Here is a 15744-nt window from a genome sequence, read left to right on the forward strand (position 1 = left end):
GCCGGTTCATGCCGGCCTTTCTCTTGTGTCCCCGGGTGTCGCTCAGGTGTTCGAGTCCGGGAAGGACTCCTTGCGTCGGCGCATGTAAGCCTGCAGTTCCTCATCGACAGCGGGATCCAGTTCGGGTGCCTCGTACTCGGCGAGCATCTTCTTCCAGCGCGCGTTGGCGCGCTGTGCCATGTCGAGGCGGCCCTCGGCGTCCCATTGCTCGAAGCTGTTGTTGTCGGCAATGGACGAGCGGTAGAAGGCATTCTCGAAGTTCGCCTGGGTATGGGCGCAGCCGAGGAAGTGCTTGCCCGGACCGACTTCGCGGATCGCATCCATCGCCTGACCGTTCTCCGAGAGATCGACGCCACCCATCAGGGTCTGCATCATGCCGGCCTGGTCGGCGTCCATGATGAACTTCTCGTAGCCCATCGCGAGGCCGCCTTCGAGCCAGCCCGCAGTGTGCAGCGCGAAGTTCACGCCGGCCAGCGCGGTCGGCAGCAGCGTGTTGGCGCTCTCGGATGCCGCCTGCGCGTCGGGGATCTTCGAGGCGGTCAGCGAGCCTCCGGAACGGAAGGGCACGCCCAGGCGGCGCGCGAGGTTCGCCATCACATACAGCACCAGGGCGGGTTCGGGCGTGCCGAAGGTCGGTGCGCCCGATTGCATCGACATCGAGCTCGCGAAGCTGCCGAACACCACTGGCGCACCGGGATTGACGAGCTGCACGAAGGCCATGCCGGCCATCGCTTCGGCGAGCGTCTGCGCCGCGGTGCCGGCGACGGTCACCGGCGACATCGCGCCGGCGAGGATGAACGGGGTGACCACGCAGGCCTGGTTGTTGCGGGCGTAGACCTTGGCCGCGCCGAGCATCGTATCGTCGAAGGTCATCGGCGAATTGGCGTTGATCAGGTTGATCACGGCGGTGCGCGGCTTGCCAGTCTCCGGGTCGATCCACTGGTCGCCGAACAGGATCCTGGCCATCTCGACCGTGTCCTGCGCGCGCTCGGGGTGGGTGACGGAGCCCATGAAGCACTTGTCCGAGTACTTCATGTGGCTGTAGACCATGTCGAAGTGCCGCTTGTTGACCGGCAGGTCGACCGGCTCGCAGATCGTGCCCCCGGAGTGATGGAGGCTGGGCGACAGGTAGGCGAGCTTGACGAAGTTGCGGAAGTCCTCGATGGTGCCGTAGCGACGCCCGTCGTCGAGATTGTGGATGAAGGGGCAGCCATAGGCGGGCACGAAGACCGTGTTGGCGCCACCGATGCGCACGCTGCGTTCGGGGTTGCGCGCGATCTGCGTGAATTCGCGCGGTGCGTTCTCCTGGATCAGCTTGCGGCACATCCCGCGCGGCATGCGGACCCGCTCGCCCTGCACGTCGGCTCCCGCGTCGCGCCAGATCTGCAACGCTTCCGGGTCGTCGCGGAAGTCGATGCCGATTTCCTCCAGGATGGTGTCGGCGTTGTGCTCGATGATCGCGAGCCCTTCTTCGTTGAGCACTTCATAGAAGGGAACCTTGCGGGTGACGTACGGGACGCTCGTCCCTTGCCCGCGTGACCGGGCCGCCCGGCGAGCCTCGCTTCCGCTGCGACCGGCGCGCCGGCGGGTTTCGGTGGTACTCATTGTCTCGCTCTCCATCATGTTGTTCGGAACACATCACGCTGCCAGTATGCGGAGGGACAGGGTGTGCTGACATGGCACGAAGCGACCCGCGATTAGCGATTTGCGCCAGACCGGGCCGGCAGTCCGGGAGACGGCGACTCAGGGATGGCGACTCAGGGGAGGGCGGCGCGCGCCTGCCGAGAAAGCCCTTCCTGCCACAAGCAGAAGATCCTGCGCAGCGGGTGCGGATCCTTGCCGGCGGTGATTCTCCCCGCGCCGTTCAGACACGTGGCGTACGGAGTCGATGCGGGCGGCGGGCAGTGTCGTGGATCCTGCAGGGCCGCGGTGGGATCCCGGAAGGGCGGCTGGGTGCGGCAGCTTGCCGGAATTGCCGCCGGCCCGGCCGCTACATCCCGAGCTGTGGCGGACGACATCGCGCATATGGCCAGCGCGGCAGTGAAAAGCTTGGCGGGGGCGTGCCTGCCGTCCGGGACGCTCATCGATGTCTCCGCGGTGGTCTCATTGCGAATCGCCTGGTGTCGCGGGTGCCTGGTGCCGCGAATGCCTGATCCGTGACGGGTACGGCCTCCTGCCGCGCCCGTCACGAGGAACGGCCGTCCGCGGGACGGCCGTGTGCACTCAGGCGTAGTGGCACTCGTGCAGTGCCTTGTAGAGGCCGATCAGCATCACCAGCAACACGACGGTGAAGGGCAGGCCGGCGGTGACGGCTCCGGCTTGCAGGGCGTTGAGCGCATCGGTCCCGCCAGCCGACAGCAGGATCGCCGCGATGACGCCGACAAGGCAGGCCCAGAGCACCTTCTGCCGGCGCGGAGCGTCGACCTTTCCGCCGGCCGTGATGCAGTCGATCACCAGTGCCCCGGAATCCGCAGATGTCACGAAAAACACCAGAACAAGCATGACCGCCAGCAGGGAGGTGACCGAGCTCAGGGGCATGTTCGCGAGCATCTGGAAAAGGGGCAGTGACACGTCGCTGATTCCCTTGGCCAGTTCGCCGATTCCCCCGGTGGTCTGCGCCAGCGCGTTACCGCCGAAAGCGGTCATCCAGAGCAAGGTGACCAAGGTCGGGACGATCAGGACCGCGGTCACCATGGCACGGACCGTGCGGCCCTTGGAGATGCGCGCAATGAAGATTCCCACGAAGGGCGACCAGGAGATCCACCAGGCCCAGTAGAAGACCGTCCATCCATGGAGCCACTTGTCGTCCTCACGACCGATCCAGTTCGACAGCTGGAACAGGTGCGAGGCGTAGTCGGAGGCAGTGGCGCCGAGCCAGCCGAAATACGCAACGATGCCACCCGCGAATGCGACGAACACCATCAGGGTGGTCGCCAGGACCATGTTGATGTTGCTGAGGAGCTTCACGCCTCCGTCGATTCCGCGCCACACGGACAGCACGGTGACGCAGCTGACGACGACGATGATCCAGATCTGCAGGTCGATCGAATTTTCGGCTCCGGTCAGGAAATGAAGACCGCTGGCTGCCTGAGTCGCACCGAGTCCGAGCGAGGTGGCGAGTCCGAATATGGTCGCCAGCACCGCGAGAATGTCGATGAGGTGGCCGGGCCAGCCGCGTACCTTGTTGCCGAGCAGCGGGAAGAATGCGGCCCGCAGCGACAGAGGCAATCCCATGTTGAATGTGAAGAAGCCGATCGCGACCGCCACGACGGCATAAATTGCCCACGGGTGCAGGCCCCAGTGGAACATGGTGGCGCCCATCGCTGCGCTTGCGCCTTCCGGCGTTCTCGCCGGCGCGTTGAGGGGGGTGCCGTACCAGTCGGTGTAATAGGCAACGGGTTCAGCGACGCTCCAGAACATCAGGCCGATCCCCATGCCCGCGGCGAACAGCATGGCGAACCACGACATGGTGGAGTACTCGGGCCGTGCCGTGGCTCCCCCGAGCCTCACTTTGCCGACCGGCAGGAGGATCAGCGCGAAGCAGAACAGCACGAACGCGTTGCCGGCAAACATGAACAGCCAGTCGAAATGTTCGATCGCCCACGTCCGTGCGGCGACCATCTGGGCGCTCGCCGTCGCCGGATCGAACAGTGCGTAAAGGATGAAGAGCAGGGTAAAACCGGCGGAAATCGGGAACACGGGATTATGAAAATCCATGCCCCATAACTGCTTGTTGTCGATGCCTGGCTCCAGGGCCAGGCTATGACTGACGCTCATGTAGTTATCTCCTCAGATCTCGCTAGTTGCGGTTCGCCGGTTAATATTTGTTTCCCGGCGAATTACGTACTCCCCCAAATGCAGGCATATTGTTGGTGCTGGGATTCCCCGGCACTTGTCAGTCCACGACCGGATGCAGTCAAAAATGGTCATTGGGGGCGCAGTGAAAAAAGCGCGACAAGATGGGGCAAATATGCACCAATTTGGGGTGCCGAGAAATTGCTGCTGCAATTCACGCGGCAGTCGTTTCAATTCGAGTGGGGATACGCGCGCGGCACCGTTCGGCCCCGGAAGGAGCGATCGCCGATTCGGGCCATCGCGCTCCGGGGCCGAACGAATGTGCGGAAACGGGCGTGAGCGCATTTCCGCGGTGCCGGTGGGTTCTCCGGCCGCTCGAGCGGGTTCAGAAGTAGTAGCCGATACTGGCGTTGAAACGCTTTCCGGAGGTGTTGGAGCTTCCGCCGGCCGCCAGGGCATCGCCGAATACCGGCGAGAGGTAGGGCTGGTTCTTGCCGTAGGCGTAGTCGAGCATGATCCACCAGCCACCGCTGCCGAATTCGACGCCGGTCACGTTCTGCACGCTGCGCGAATAACCCGAGGCGGATTTGCGCAACTGGCTCCAGTCGTTATAGACGCGGAAATTGCTGAAAGGCCCGATGGAACCGGGAATCTTGTAGCTCAGACTGACGACGTCGATATTGCCTTTCGCCGCCATACGGTTGGTGAAGCCGTAGGAGCCGATGATCACGCAGTCGTTGTCGCACGCGGACCACCAATTGCCGTCGACCGAACCATTGCCGGAGAAGCTGTTGCGATAGCGAATCGTCTGGAGTTTGACGCCGAAATTGCCGAATTCGCCCGAGTAATGGATCGCCTGCGCATTGCGCCGGCCGCTGGACAGTTCGGACGCGGTTGCCGCGAGCTGGCCCGTCAACGCGGACACTCCGAATTCCGATTTCCCTCCGCCGAATTCGAAGTCGTAGGCGAGACGGCCGACGAAGGTATTGCGCTCCTCGCGGCCGTAGGTCTTCATCAGGTGGTTGCTGAAGCGCAGCGAATCATAGCCGTCGAGCACCGACATGTTGTCGGCCGCGCCCAGCATGTGGCCCCCGTCGGACGGAAAGAAGCCCAGCATCGTGCTCAGGCCGCCGTCCTTGCGCAGGTACTTCACGCCAAGCGCGAAGGTGTCCTCGAAACCGGCGTAGTACGCCATGGATTCGAAGAAGTTGTGCGACGCATAACGGACGAGGCCGAATGGGACGAGATCCTGGCCGACGCGGATTTCGCTCTTGTCCTGGAAGCGCATTCCCGCCCACAGGTATTCGTTCATCAGCATGCTGGCGCCTTCGTCGGCGCCCGTCTGGCGGGTCGAGTAATGGTAATAACGCTGGCGGCCCGACGAAATGAAGCGGCCGTCGTCATAGGTGTAGCCGAGGCGGATGGTGTCGAATTCGAGCGTCCCCTTCCGATCCGGATTCCAGTCCAGGTGTTCGGCCCTGATCCGCACGGCACCGTCGAATTTCAGCGGGGATTCGGCAACCTGGGCAACCGCCGCCGATGCCGACATGAACAGGCAGGCGCCCGCCACTGCAAGGGGCGCTGACCTCGCACGCTTCAGAAATTTCATTGACCTATCTCCTTCCTTGATGGTGATTTTTTTATGTATTTTTCAATTGATCTCGAGCAAGCACGCGAGGGAATACCTCCCGGTTTTTATCGGCGTCTTTTCCCGGTTTCGCCGATGGCGGGCTCGATCGAATTTCCGTGTCGAATCAGTGCACGCAACCCGGGCGAATCGGGACGCGACAAGACGGGGTGGATTGAATTGCCCGATTGCGTCCGGGTGCGGTCAGATGAAACAGCAGTGCCGGATCGGCTTCAATAGACGCGGCGCAGGAAGAATCGCGAAGGTCGCAAACGGAACATTGCTGCGCCGCGGTGGAATTCCGGGCAGCGCGCTCAGGCTTCCCCGGGGCGCGGGGTGGGAGCGGCAGCGTCCTGCGCGGCGGGCTTCGCGGGGTGTTCGGGTGTGGGCATGATTTCGAGCACCGTGGCCGAGGTCCGCATCATCGGTACGAAGTGGGCATGTTCGAGGATCTCGTCCGGCTGCCGACGGGCGGCAGTCCAGGCGACGAGCGCGAGCAGCGCGTGCACGAGCACCAAATACAGCGGTAGCGCCGACGACCCGATCCAGCCCATTGCCAGGCCGACGGCCATCGGCCCGATGGCCGCGCCGATACCGTGCAGCAGGAGCACGGCGCTCGATCCAGCGACGATGTTGTCGGCGGGGAGGTGGTCGACCAGGTGGGCCACGGCCATCGGGTAGATCGCGAAGCCGAAGCCGCCGAAGAGCGCTATGGCCACGACCGCGACGCCCTGGCCGAGACCGGGCACGAGCAGGGGCAGGGCGGAGACGGTGGCGAGTGCGGCGGCGATCGCCAGGGCCTTGCGGCGGTCGATGCGGTCGGACAGCACGCCGAGCGGCCATTGCAGCAGCGCGCCACCCAGGATGCCTGCGCTCATGAACAGCGGAACCCATTGTTCGCCGGCACCCGCCCGCGCGGCGTAGACCGGGCCCATGCTCCAGAACGCCCCGAGCGCGGTGCCCGTGAAGAAGGCGCCCGCCGCGGCGACGGGGATGTCGCGGACGATGCGCATCAAGGGATACGACGCCGCGCGATGCGGGGTCGGCTGCGTCAGCCGGGTCGAGGTGACCGGCATCACGGCGAGGCACACGAACAGCGCCGAGGCCATGAACAGGGCCAGCCCGTCGGCGGAGTCGAAGCGCAGGAGTTGCTGCGCGGCGGCGAGCGAGAGCTGGTTCACCACCATGTAGATCGCAAAGATGCGCCCGCGCAGCGCCTGGGGTGTCTGGTCGTTGAGCCAGCTCTCGATCAGCATGTACAGCGCGACGATGGCCGCACCTGCGAGCACTCGCAGCGCAACCCATACGAAAGGTGACAGGAACAGGCCGTGCAGCAGCGCGACGCCCGCGATGCCCACTGCGAAGAAGGCGAACGCGCGGATGTGGCCGACGCGCTGGATGAAGGGACGCGCGAGGAGGCTGCCGACGAGGTAGCCGGCGAAGTAACCCGAACCGAGCAGGCCGAGGAAGGCGTCAGTGAATCCCGCGTCGTTGCCGCGAACCGCCACGAGCGTGCCGAGCAGGCCGTTGCCGATCAGCAGCAGGGCTACGCCGCTCATCAGTGTGGCGATCGGGAGTGTGTGTGCAAGCATTTTCTTGGCGCGGCTCCGCGGACGGTATGCCGGGGCGGGGCCTGGAGGGCGGACCGATCCGGCGGGCCGAGAGGTTCTTCGGATGTGAAAGGTGCCATGCGAAGGGAGCGAGGGCAAGGTGAAACGACCCCATCGCGCTCGATTCCGGTGCGCGAGCTCCGTCGGGGTGAGCCTGCCAGTCCTGCATGTCGCACAGGAACAAGCCGGCGACCACTTGTGTTCCCGAAGCGACCTCCGTCGGTACTGTTTGCGATCGACGTATTGCGCCGGCCGCGCGCTGTGCTGTTTTATGACCTCGGGGCATGACCCTGCTGCCGGGAAGGTCGCTCGCGGATGCGGGCAGGGCGGCGGAGACGCCTGCGCACCGAAAAACCGAGGAGACCAAGGAAATGACGATGAGATTCAAGCTGCGGAGCCTGCTGCTCGCTGTGGCGGCAACGACGTGTCTGTTCACCCCGCTCGCGCACGCGGCGACGACGCTGAAGATGGCCACCGATTCGGGCGCCAAGGGTTCTCCCGCCGGCAACGCGCTGAAGAAATGGGCCGACCTGATCGAGCAGAAGTCGAAGGGGGACATCAAGGTCAAGGTGTTCTACCAGAACGAGCTCGGGGGGCAGCAGGAGGTGTTCGACCTGCACGTCGCGGGCGACGTGCAACTGATGCTCAACTGGCCGATGACCTCCTACGACAAGCGCATCGGCGTGATCTACACGCCCTACATGACCACTTCGTGGGACGACGCGCTGAAGGCCTACAGCCCGGGCGGCTGGGTGAATAACCTGCTAGGCGGGATCTACAACGACATCGGCCTGAAGTTCTTCGGCCCCTGGCCGGAAGGCTTCAACGGCGTCGCCACGCGCGGCGGCCACGCGCTGACGATCGGCGATGCCAAGAACATCAAGGTGCGCACGATGACGGTCTTCCCCGCGCCGCAGACGATGCAGGCGCTCGGCTACCAGACCGCCGCGATCGACTGGGGTGAGGTCTATACGGCGATGCAGACCGGTGTCGTCGATGGCGAGGCCGGCAACGTGATCTTCTGGGATTACGAGTACTTCCGCGACATCGTCAAGACCTACGTCCGCACCAAGCACTTCTTCATGACGGGCGTGCTGAGCATGAACCACAAGGCCTGGGACAAGCTTTCGGCCGAGCAGCAGAAGGTGGTCAGCGAGGCCTCGCTGGAGATCATGAACGACCAGTTCAAGGCCGCGAAGGCACAGGACGAGTTCTACGTGAAGAAGGCCGTCGAGGCAGGGATCAAGTACATCGAGCCGTCGCCAGCCGAACTGGCCGTGCTGGGGAAGGCGGCGCGCGAGAAGGTGTGGCCGCTGATGGAGAAGGAAATCGGGGCGGAGATCGTGAAGACGATCCGCAGCAACGCTTCGCCACTCTGATACGTGCCTGCTTGAAACCCGACCAGCCCGCTGATCCGGGCTGGTTTCCGTTGGACGGGATGAAAAAATGACAATGAGAGTGATTGCTGCGCTTGGAAAGAGCGCGGCCTGGTTGCTCGATGCCGCGGCGTTCGTCGCCAGCGTGCTGGTGGTCGGACTGATGCTGCTGCTCGTCGCGGGGCGCTATCTCTTCGGCTGGTCCATCGTCGGTCTGCTGGAAGTAATCATGATGTGCGGCATGTGGCTGTACATGTTGGGGGCACTGATCGCCAGTCGGCGCAAGGAGCACCTGGTCGTCGACTTCTTCGCGCAGAAGTTCGGCGACGGATGGGCGCGCGAGGCACACAGGATCCTGGTCGGCGTGATCACCTTCGCGGCCACGGCGTTCTTCACATTGCTCGCATGGCGCATGCTGCAATGGAGCTTCGAGCATCCGCAGACGACGCCCGGCATGGGTATTCCGCTATGGATCCCGCAGTCGGCGATCCTGGTCGCTGCTGTCGGCAGTGGTCTTTATGCGCTGCGCGACATCGTGCTGGCGGGCTTGGCCCTCTCTTCCGCGCGCGCACGTACCGCAATCCGCTCCGAGGAGGCGCTGTCATGGAAGGCTTGATCGCAGTCGGACTGCTGCTCGTGATGATGGTCCTCGGCGTGCCGGTCGCATGGTCGTTCGCGGGCGTGCTGGCGTATCTCGTGTCCGCCTACGACGTCAATATCGACACGATCATGATGCAGGGCTACCGCTCGCTCGATTCGGTGATCCTGATCGCGCTGCCCCTGTTCGTGCTCACCGGCTACCTGATGCAGGGCGGGGGTATCGCGAGGCGGCTCGTCGAGTTCATCGAAGTCATGGTCGGGAAGCGGCGCGGCGGCATGGGAGCCTCGATGGTGCTGGCGTCCGGCATCTTCGGCGCGATCGCCGGGACGGCGACGGCCGCGGTGGCGTCGATCGGCACGATCATGATCGGTCCGCTGGAGCAACGTGGATATCCGCGTCACTATTCGTCGGCGCTGCTCGGCATCTCGTCCCTGCTCGGCATCCTGATCCCGCCGTCGATCACGATGATACTGTTCGCGGTGGTCACCCGACAGTCGGTGGCGGCCTGTTTCGCGGCGTCCATCGGGCCGGCGATCCTGCTGATCATCGGCCTGATCGTCGCCAACCGCTTCAGCGTCGGGCGGCTGTTCCACGAGAGCTTCGCGGCCGCCGCGGACGGGCAGGAGCGGGTGTCGAAGGGCCGCGCGACGCTGAGCGCGCTGCCGGCCCTTTCGCTGCCGCTGATCATCCTCGGCGGGATCTACGGCGGGATCTTCACGCCGACCGAGGCGGCGGCGGTCGCGGCCTTCTGCGCCATGATCGTAGGCTTCTTCTTCTACCGCGACCTGACGGCGAAGGGCTTCGCGCACAACCTCGTCGCGGCCGCCGAGACGACGGGCACGGTGATCCTGATCCTGCTCTTCAGCTTCATGATCGGGCGCATCCTTGCGTCCGAAGGCATTCCGCAGGACCTCACGGAATGGGTGACCTCGCTGGTGAGCAATCCGCTGCTGATCCTGATCACCGTCAACCTCGTGCTGATCCTCGCCGGCATGATCATCGACGATGTGTCCGTGACCGTCGTCATCGCCCCGCTGTTCCTGCCCTTGATGATGGAAACCGGCATGCATCCGGTGCACTTCGCGTCCATCGTCGCTTGCTCGGTCGTGATCGGGGCGAACAGTCCGCCGGTGGCCCCCATCCTCTACATGGCGTGCCGGATCGGGAAGGCGGAGATCCATCGCACGATCGCGCCCGCGATCGCGCTGATGCTGTTCGTGGCCCTGCCGGTGATGGTCGTTACCACCTTCGTGCCGGAGCTTTCGCTCGCCCTGCCCAGGCTGCTTGGCTTCCTCTAGACACATCCGGAGACCCGCTTACAGGAGAATTCACCAGCGCTTGTCGTGTACGAAACAAAGCGCGTCGTAATGAGGCAAGCCACAAGCCTCCCCGCAGTTGATTAGCCCTTCGCGCAGTGTCACTATTTCCCTGTCGCAAACGACGCCGCAAGCTGTGCGCGGGGTCCCTGGAAAAGTCAGTTTCGTACGACTTTCGGAATATGGCCTCCGGGGCACGCGTAACGGTGGTGCACGAGGGATATTCAAACGACAAGGCCGGCAGAAAGACCGGCCTGCGTGGCACCCAGGGTGCCTGTGGAGGAGGGGTAATGATGTACGAACGCAATCGCGCCGCGGCCGGACGGTCGACGGAGCCGGGTGTCGTCGCCAGGCCGACCCGTATCGGTTTCCTTCTGCTCGACAATTTCACGCTCATCGCGCATTCTTCGGCCATCGAGCCCTTGCGCATGGCCAATCACCTGAGCGGGGAAGAGCATTACCAGTGGTTCACGCTCAGCGAGAACGGTGACCCGGTTCGCGCCAGCGACGGCCAGCGCATCCTCCCTGATGCGCCGATGGACGATGCGCACGACCTGGACATCGTGATCGTCTGCGGCGGGGTCGCACAGCAGCAGGCGATCCGCAAATCGCACCTGAGCTTCCTGCAGGCCCAGGCGCGCCGTGGCGCGCTGATCGGCGGCGTGTGCACGGGGACCTGGGCGCTGGCGCAGGCCGGGCTGCTGGATGGCTACCGCGCAAGCATTCACTGGGAATGCATTTCGGGATTGCAGGAAGCGTTCCCGAAGGTGCTGGTGACGAACCGCCTCTTCACCATCGAGGCGAACCGCCTGACCGCATCGGGAGGTACCGCACCACTCGACATGATGCTGAACCTGATCGGCAAGCAGCACGGGCGCGAACTCATGGGGGCGATCTCCGAGATGTTCATGTGCGAGCGCATCCGCAACGATCAGGAGCAGCAGCGCATTCCCTTGCGCCACGTGCTGGGGACCTCGCAGCCCAAACTGCTCGAGATTGTCGCCTTGATGGAGGCTAACATTGAGGAACCGCTCGAGCTTGAGGATCTGGCGGCGATTGCGGGCATCTCGCGGCGGCAGCTGGAGCGCCTCTTCCTCAGGCACCTGAATTGTTCGCCGTCCCGTTATTACCTGACGATCCGGATCAACCGCGCACGCCAGCTGCTGCGGCAGACCTCGATGATGATCATCGAGGTCGCCACGGCCTGCGGATTCGTCTCGACGCCGCATTTCTCGAAGTGCTACCGCGGCTTTTTCGGTGTTCCGCCGAGCAGCGAGCGGACCATCGAGCCCGTGCCGCGCGGCGCGCGGGGGCGGCGCGAGATCTTTATCGCCGACGAGAGCGCCGACCTGCCGGATGTCGTCCTGCCCGCCTCGACCGCCGAACTGGCGCTGATGGCTGCCCGCGGCGAGGCGACCTACGGAAGCCTCACGCGCGCGCCGCGTCGCGCGGTGTGCTGACAGGACGACGCCTCCGCGCCGGCGTCTGAAGCTTCACGTGTCCAATCCGCCCGGAACCTTCGTGGTTCCGGGCGGATTCTTTTTTGGGCGTCTCGAAGCCGGTTTCATTGCGTGACCGAACCGCTATACACGTGCAGCGCACAGGGCTTGTCGCGGTTCGCACCAAAATGACGCATTTTGACTCGTGCCCGTCGCTTCCCGTGCGATAGGTCTCCCGGCGAGAACGCTATTCTCATCCCCACGAATAGCGCTTGCCGAGGAGCTGCGAATGAATGCGAAGGAAGTTCACGACAGTGCCGTTGTCATCGACGGGCTGATCATTGCGAAGTGGAACAGGCATCTGTTCGAGGACATGCGCCGGGGCGGCCTGACCGCGGCGAATTGCACGGTGTCGGTGTGGGAAGGCTTCCAGGCGACCGTCGACAACATCGTCATGGTCAATCGCCTGATGGCGGAGAGCACCGATCTCGTGATGCCGGTCCGCACCACCGCCGACATCGCCGCGGCGAAGGAAGCCAACAAGACCGGCATCATCCTCGGCTTCCAGAACGCGCACGCGTTCGAGGACAAGCTGGGCTACGTCGAGATCTTCAAGAAGCTCGGCGTGGGCATCGTGCAGATGTGCTACAACACGCAGAACCTCGTGGGCACCGGCTGCTACGAGCGCGACGGCGGGCTGTCGGGCTTCGGCCGCGAGGTCGTCGCCGAGATGAACCGCGTCGGCATCATGTGCGACCTCTCGCACGTCGGCGCGAAGACTTCCGAGGAAGTCATCCTCGAGTCCAAGAAGCCGGTCTGCTATTCCCACTGCCTGCCATCGGGCCTCAAGGAACATCCGCGCAACAAGTCCGACGCCGAGCTGAAGTTCATCGCCGATCACGGCGGCTTCGTCGGCGTGACGATGTTCGCGCCCTTCCTCAAGAAAGGCATCGACTCGACGATCGACGATTACGCCGAAGCCATCGAATATGTAATGAACATCGTCGGCGAGGATGCGATCGGCATCGGTACCGACTTCACGCAGGGCCACGACAAGGACTTCTTCGAGTGGCTCACGCACGACAAGGGCTACGCCCGCCGCCTCACCAACTTCGGAAAGATCGTCAATCCGCTCGGCATCCGTACCGTGGGTGAATTCCCGAACCTGACCGAAACATTGCTCAAGCGCGGCATGTCCGAGCGTGTCGTGCGCAAGGTGATGGGCGAGAACTGGGTGCGCGTGCTGCGCGACGTCTGGGGCGAGTGAGCCCGACGCCATCCCCAGCCCCAAAAACATACTGGAGACAAACCGAACATGAAGACCGCACCGCAACTGCCGATCGAAGTCGATTCCGAAACCGGCGTCTGGACCACCGACGCGCTGCCCATGCTGTACGTGCCGCGCCATTTCTTTATCAACAACCACAAGGGCATCGAAGAGGAGATCGGCGCCGAGCGCTACGCCGAGATCCTCTACAAGGCGGGCTACAAGTCGGCCTGGCACTGGTGCGAGAAGGAAGCCGCGCTGCATGGCCTGTCGGGCGTCGCCGTGTTCGAGCACTACATGAAGCGGCTGTCGCAGCGCGGCTGGGGCCTCTTCTCGATCGAGGCGATCGACCTTGACGCTGGCACCTGCCGCGTGCGCCTCGACCACTCGGCCTTCGTCTACGAATACGGCAAGGTCGGCCGCAAGATCGAATACATGTTCACCGGCTGGTTCGCCGGCGCGATGGACCAGATTCTCGCCGCCGCGGGTAGCCCGCTGCGCACCCTTGCGGAGCAGACGCAGAGCGGCGCCGAGGAAGGCTGCGACTACGGCGTGTTCATCACCCGCCCGCGCTGAAAGGAGTAAAAGGCAATGGCACAGTTCGACGCCCTTTTCCAGCCGATCCAGATCGGCAAGCTGACGATTCGCAACCGTATCGTCAGCACCGCGCACGCCGAGGTCTATGCGACCGACGGCGGCATGACCACCGAGCGCTACGTCAAGTACTACGAGGAAAAGGCCAAGGGCGGCATCGGCCTGTGCATCTGCGGCGGCTCGTCGGTGGTTGCGATCGACAGCCCGCAGGGCTGGTGGAAGTCGGTGAATCTGTCCACGGACAAGATCATTCCGCACTTCCAGAACCTCGCCGACGCGATGCACAAGCACGGCGCGAAGATCATGATCCAGATCACGCACATGGGCCGGCGCTCGCGCTGGGATGGCGAGAACTGGCCGCACCTGGTGTCGCCCTCGGGCATCCGTGAGCCGGTGCACCGCGCGACTTGCAAGACGATCGAGCCCGAGGAGATCCAGCGCATCATCGGCAACTACGCGCAGGCGGCACGTCGCGCGAAGGAAGGCGGGCTGGACGGGGTCGAGCTGTCTGCGGTGCATCAGCACCTGATCGACCAGTTCTGGAGCCCGCGCGTAAACCAGCGCACCGACGAGTGGGGCGGCTCCTTCGAGAACCGCATGCGTTTCGGCATGGAAGTGCTGAAGGCCGTGCGCGCCGAGGTCGGGCGCGACTTCGTGGTCGGCATGCGCATCTGCGGCGATGAGTTCCATCCGGACGGCCTCACGCACCAGGACATGAAGCAGATCGCGAAGTACTACAGCGACACCGGCCTGCTGGACTTCATCGGCGTCGTCGGTTCGGGCTGTGACACGCACAACACGCTGGCGAACGTGATCCCGAACATGAGCTACCCGCCGGAGCCCTTCCTGCATCTGGCGGCCGGGATCAAGGAAGTGGTGTCGGTGCCGGTGATCCATGCGCAGAACATCAAGGATCCCAACCAGGCGCAGCGCATCCTCGAAGGCGGCTATGTCGACCTCGTGGGCATGACGCGCGCGCACATCGCCGATCCGCACTTCGTCAACAAGATCAAGATGGGCCAGGTCGACCAGATCCGCCAGTGCGTCGGCGCGAACTACTGCATCGACCGCCAGTACCAGGGCCTGGACGTGCTGTGCATCCAGAACGCCGCGACCTCGCGCGAGCACCAGGGCCTGCCGCACATCATCGAGAAGTCGACCGGGCCCAAGCGCAAGGTCGTCGTCGTGGGTGGCGGCCCGGCCGGCATGGAGGCGGCGCGCGTCGCCGCCGAGCGCGGCCACGAGGTGACGCTGTTCGAGAAGAAGGACGCGCTGGGCGGTCAGATCTCGATCGCCGCACGGGCACCGCAGCGCGACCAGATGGCGGGCATCACGCGCTGGTACCAGCTGGAACTGGCGCGCCTGAAGATCGACCTGCGCCTGGGCGTGGCGGCCGACGCGGCGACGATCATGGATCTGCGGCCCGACGTCGTCGTGCTGGCGGTCGGCGCCCATCCCTTCCTCGAGCAGAACCCCCACTGGGGCGCCGCCGAAGGGCTGGTCGTGAGCAGCTGGGACATTCTCGAAGGCCGCGTCGCGCCGGGCAAGAACGTGCTGGTGTACGACACGATCTGCGAATTCTCGGGCATGTCGGTCGCGGACTACCTCGCCGACAAGGGCGCCAAGGTCGAGATCGTCACCGACGACATCAAGCCGGGTGTGGCGATCGGCGGCACGACCTTCCCGACCTACTACCGCAGCCTGTACCCCAAGGAAGTGATCATGACCGGGGACCTGATGCTGGAGAAGGTCTATCGCGAAGGCGACAAGCTGGTCGCGGTGCTGGAGAACGAATACACCGGTGCCAAGGAAGAGCGCGTGGTCGACCAGATCGTGGTCGAGAACGGCGTGCGCCCGGACGAGAAGCTGTACTACGAGTTGAAGCCGGGTTCGCGCAACAAGGGCCAGGTGAACATCGAGGAGCTCTTCGCGATCCAGCCGCAGTCCTGCCTCGCGGAAAAGGGTGATGGTTACCTGCTGTTCCGCATCGGCGACTGCGTGTCCCAGCGCAATACGCATGCGGCCATCCTCGACGCCCTGCGCTTGTGCAAGGACTTCTGATGCATCGCCCGGCGGGATGAATGCGCAGCCCCGCGCTGCGCTCCCGCCGGTCTGCAGA

The 15744-nt window shown here is 64.3% G+C and carries 11 protein-coding genes; 7 read left to right on the top strand and 4 right to left on the bottom strand.

The annotated features are described in order from the left end of the window. Nucleotides 1-42: 42 nt before the first annotated feature. The 4 genes from ToN1_RS21650 to ToN1_RS21665 form a co-directional block, all read right to left on the bottom strand. The gene (locus tag ToN1_RS21650) at nucleotides 43-1605 is read right to left on the bottom strand and encodes a trimethylamine methyltransferase family protein (protein ID WP_169204733.1); all 1563 of its coding nucleotides are present in this window, start codon (nucleotides 1603-1605) and stop codon (nucleotides 43-45) included. 618 nt (nucleotides 1606-2223) lie between these two features. Next, complete coding sequence (locus ToN1_RS21655) at nucleotides 2224-3777, bottom strand: BCCT family transporter (protein WP_169204734.1); 1554 nt, start codon at nucleotides 3775-3777, stop codon at nucleotides 2224-2226. 403 nt (nucleotides 3778-4180) lie between these two features. Beyond that, the gene (locus ToN1_RS21660; RefSeq protein ID WP_169204735.1) at nucleotides 4181-5404 is read right to left on the bottom strand and encodes a hypothetical protein; all 1224 of its coding nucleotides are present in this window, start codon (nucleotides 5402-5404) and stop codon (nucleotides 4181-4183) included. Nucleotides 5405-5736: 332 nt separating this feature from the next. After that, entirely contained in the window at nucleotides 5737-7014 is a 1278-nt protein-coding gene (locus tag ToN1_RS21665) for an MFS transporter (protein WP_169204736.1), read from the bottom strand. Between the two features lie 389 nt (nucleotides 7015-7403). Between ToN1_RS21665 and dctP the strand changes: the two genes are divergently transcribed. From dctP to dgcA, 7 genes are all read left to right on the top strand, one after another. Next, nucleotides 7404-8411 (top strand): TRAP transporter substrate-binding protein DctP, encoded by a 1008-nt coding sequence (gene dctP, locus ToN1_RS21670; protein ID WP_210147900.1) that lies wholly within the window; start codon nucleotides 7404-7406, stop codon nucleotides 8409-8411. Between the two features lie 73 nt (nucleotides 8412-8484). After that, nucleotides 8485-9024: a TRAP transporter small permease gene (locus ToN1_RS21675; RefSeq protein WP_169204804.1), complete on the top strand. Its 540-nt coding sequence runs from the start codon at nucleotides 8485-8487 to the stop codon at nucleotides 9022-9024. Further along, complete coding sequence (locus ToN1_RS21680) at nucleotides 9012-10307, top strand: TRAP transporter large permease (protein WP_169204737.1); 1296 nt, start codon at nucleotides 9012-9014, stop codon at nucleotides 10305-10307. Before ToN1_RS21675 ends, ToN1_RS21680 begins: the two co-directional genes overlap by 13 nt. Before the next feature lie 308 nt (nucleotides 10308-10615). Continuing rightward, nucleotides 10616-11785, top strand: a complete 1170-nt coding sequence (gene gbdR, locus ToN1_RS21685) for a choline metabolism transcriptional regulator GbdR (protein ID WP_210147901.1) — start codon at nucleotides 10616-10618, stop codon at nucleotides 11783-11785. A 268-nt stretch (nucleotides 11786-12053) separates the two neighbouring features. Then, on the top strand, nucleotides 12054-13031 hold the full coding sequence (locus ToN1_RS21690; RefSeq protein ID WP_169204738.1) for a dipeptidase: 978 nt from the start codon (nucleotides 12054-12056) through the stop codon (nucleotides 13029-13031). A 48-nt stretch (nucleotides 13032-13079) separates the two neighbouring features. Beyond that, on the top strand, nucleotides 13080-13607 hold the full coding sequence (locus ToN1_RS21695) for a DUF5943 domain-containing protein (RefSeq protein WP_169204739.1): 528 nt from the start codon (nucleotides 13080-13082) through the stop codon (nucleotides 13605-13607). Nucleotides 13608-13622: 15 nt separating this feature from the next. Beyond that, nucleotides 13623-15686: a dimethylglycine demethylation protein DgcA gene (gene dgcA / locus ToN1_RS21700; protein WP_169204740.1), complete on the top strand. Its 2064-nt coding sequence runs from the start codon at nucleotides 13623-13625 to the stop codon at nucleotides 15684-15686. Nucleotides 15687-15744 lie beyond the last annotated feature (58 nt).

It is taken from the genome of Aromatoleum petrolei (assembly GCF_017894385.1).
Taxonomy (GTDB): Bacteria; Pseudomonadota; Gammaproteobacteria; order Burkholderiales; family Rhodocyclaceae; genus Aromatoleum; species Aromatoleum petrolei.

Coding starts and splice junctions, on each gene's coding strand:
- ToN1_RS21650 (WP_169204733.1), bottom strand. CDS start 1,605: ATGAGTACCACCGAAACCCGCCGGCGCGCCGGTCGCAGCGGAAGCGAG.
- ToN1_RS21655 (WP_169204734.1), bottom strand. CDS start 3,777: ATGAGCGTCAGTCATAGCCTGGCCCTGGAGCCAGGCATCGACAACAAG.
- ToN1_RS21660 (WP_169204735.1), bottom strand. CDS start 5,404: ATGAAATTTCTGAAGCGTGCGAGGTCAGCGCCCCTTGCAGTGGCGGGC.
- ToN1_RS21665 (WP_169204736.1), bottom strand. CDS start 7,014: ATGCTTGCACACACACTCCCGATCGCCACACTGATGAGCGGCGTAGCC.
- dctP (WP_210147900.1), top strand. CDS start 7,404: ATGACGATGAGATTCAAGCTGCGGAGCCTGCTGCTCGCTGTGGCGGCA.
- ToN1_RS21675 (WP_169204804.1), top strand. CDS start 8,485: ATGAGAGTGATTGCTGCGCTTGGAAAGAGCGCGGCCTGGTTGCTCGAT.
- ToN1_RS21680 (WP_169204737.1), top strand. CDS start 9,012: ATGGAAGGCTTGATCGCAGTCGGACTGCTGCTCGTGATGATGGTCCTC.
- gbdR (WP_210147901.1), top strand. CDS start 10,616: ATGATGTACGAACGCAATCGCGCCGCGGCCGGACGGTCGACGGAGCCG.
- ToN1_RS21690 (WP_169204738.1), top strand. CDS start 12,054: ATGAATGCGAAGGAAGTTCACGACAGTGCCGTTGTCATCGACGGGCTG.
- ToN1_RS21695 (WP_169204739.1), top strand. CDS start 13,080: ATGAAGACCGCACCGCAACTGCCGATCGAAGTCGATTCCGAAACCGGC.
- dgcA (WP_169204740.1), top strand. CDS start 13,623: ATGGCACAGTTCGACGCCCTTTTCCAGCCGATCCAGATCGGCAAGCTG.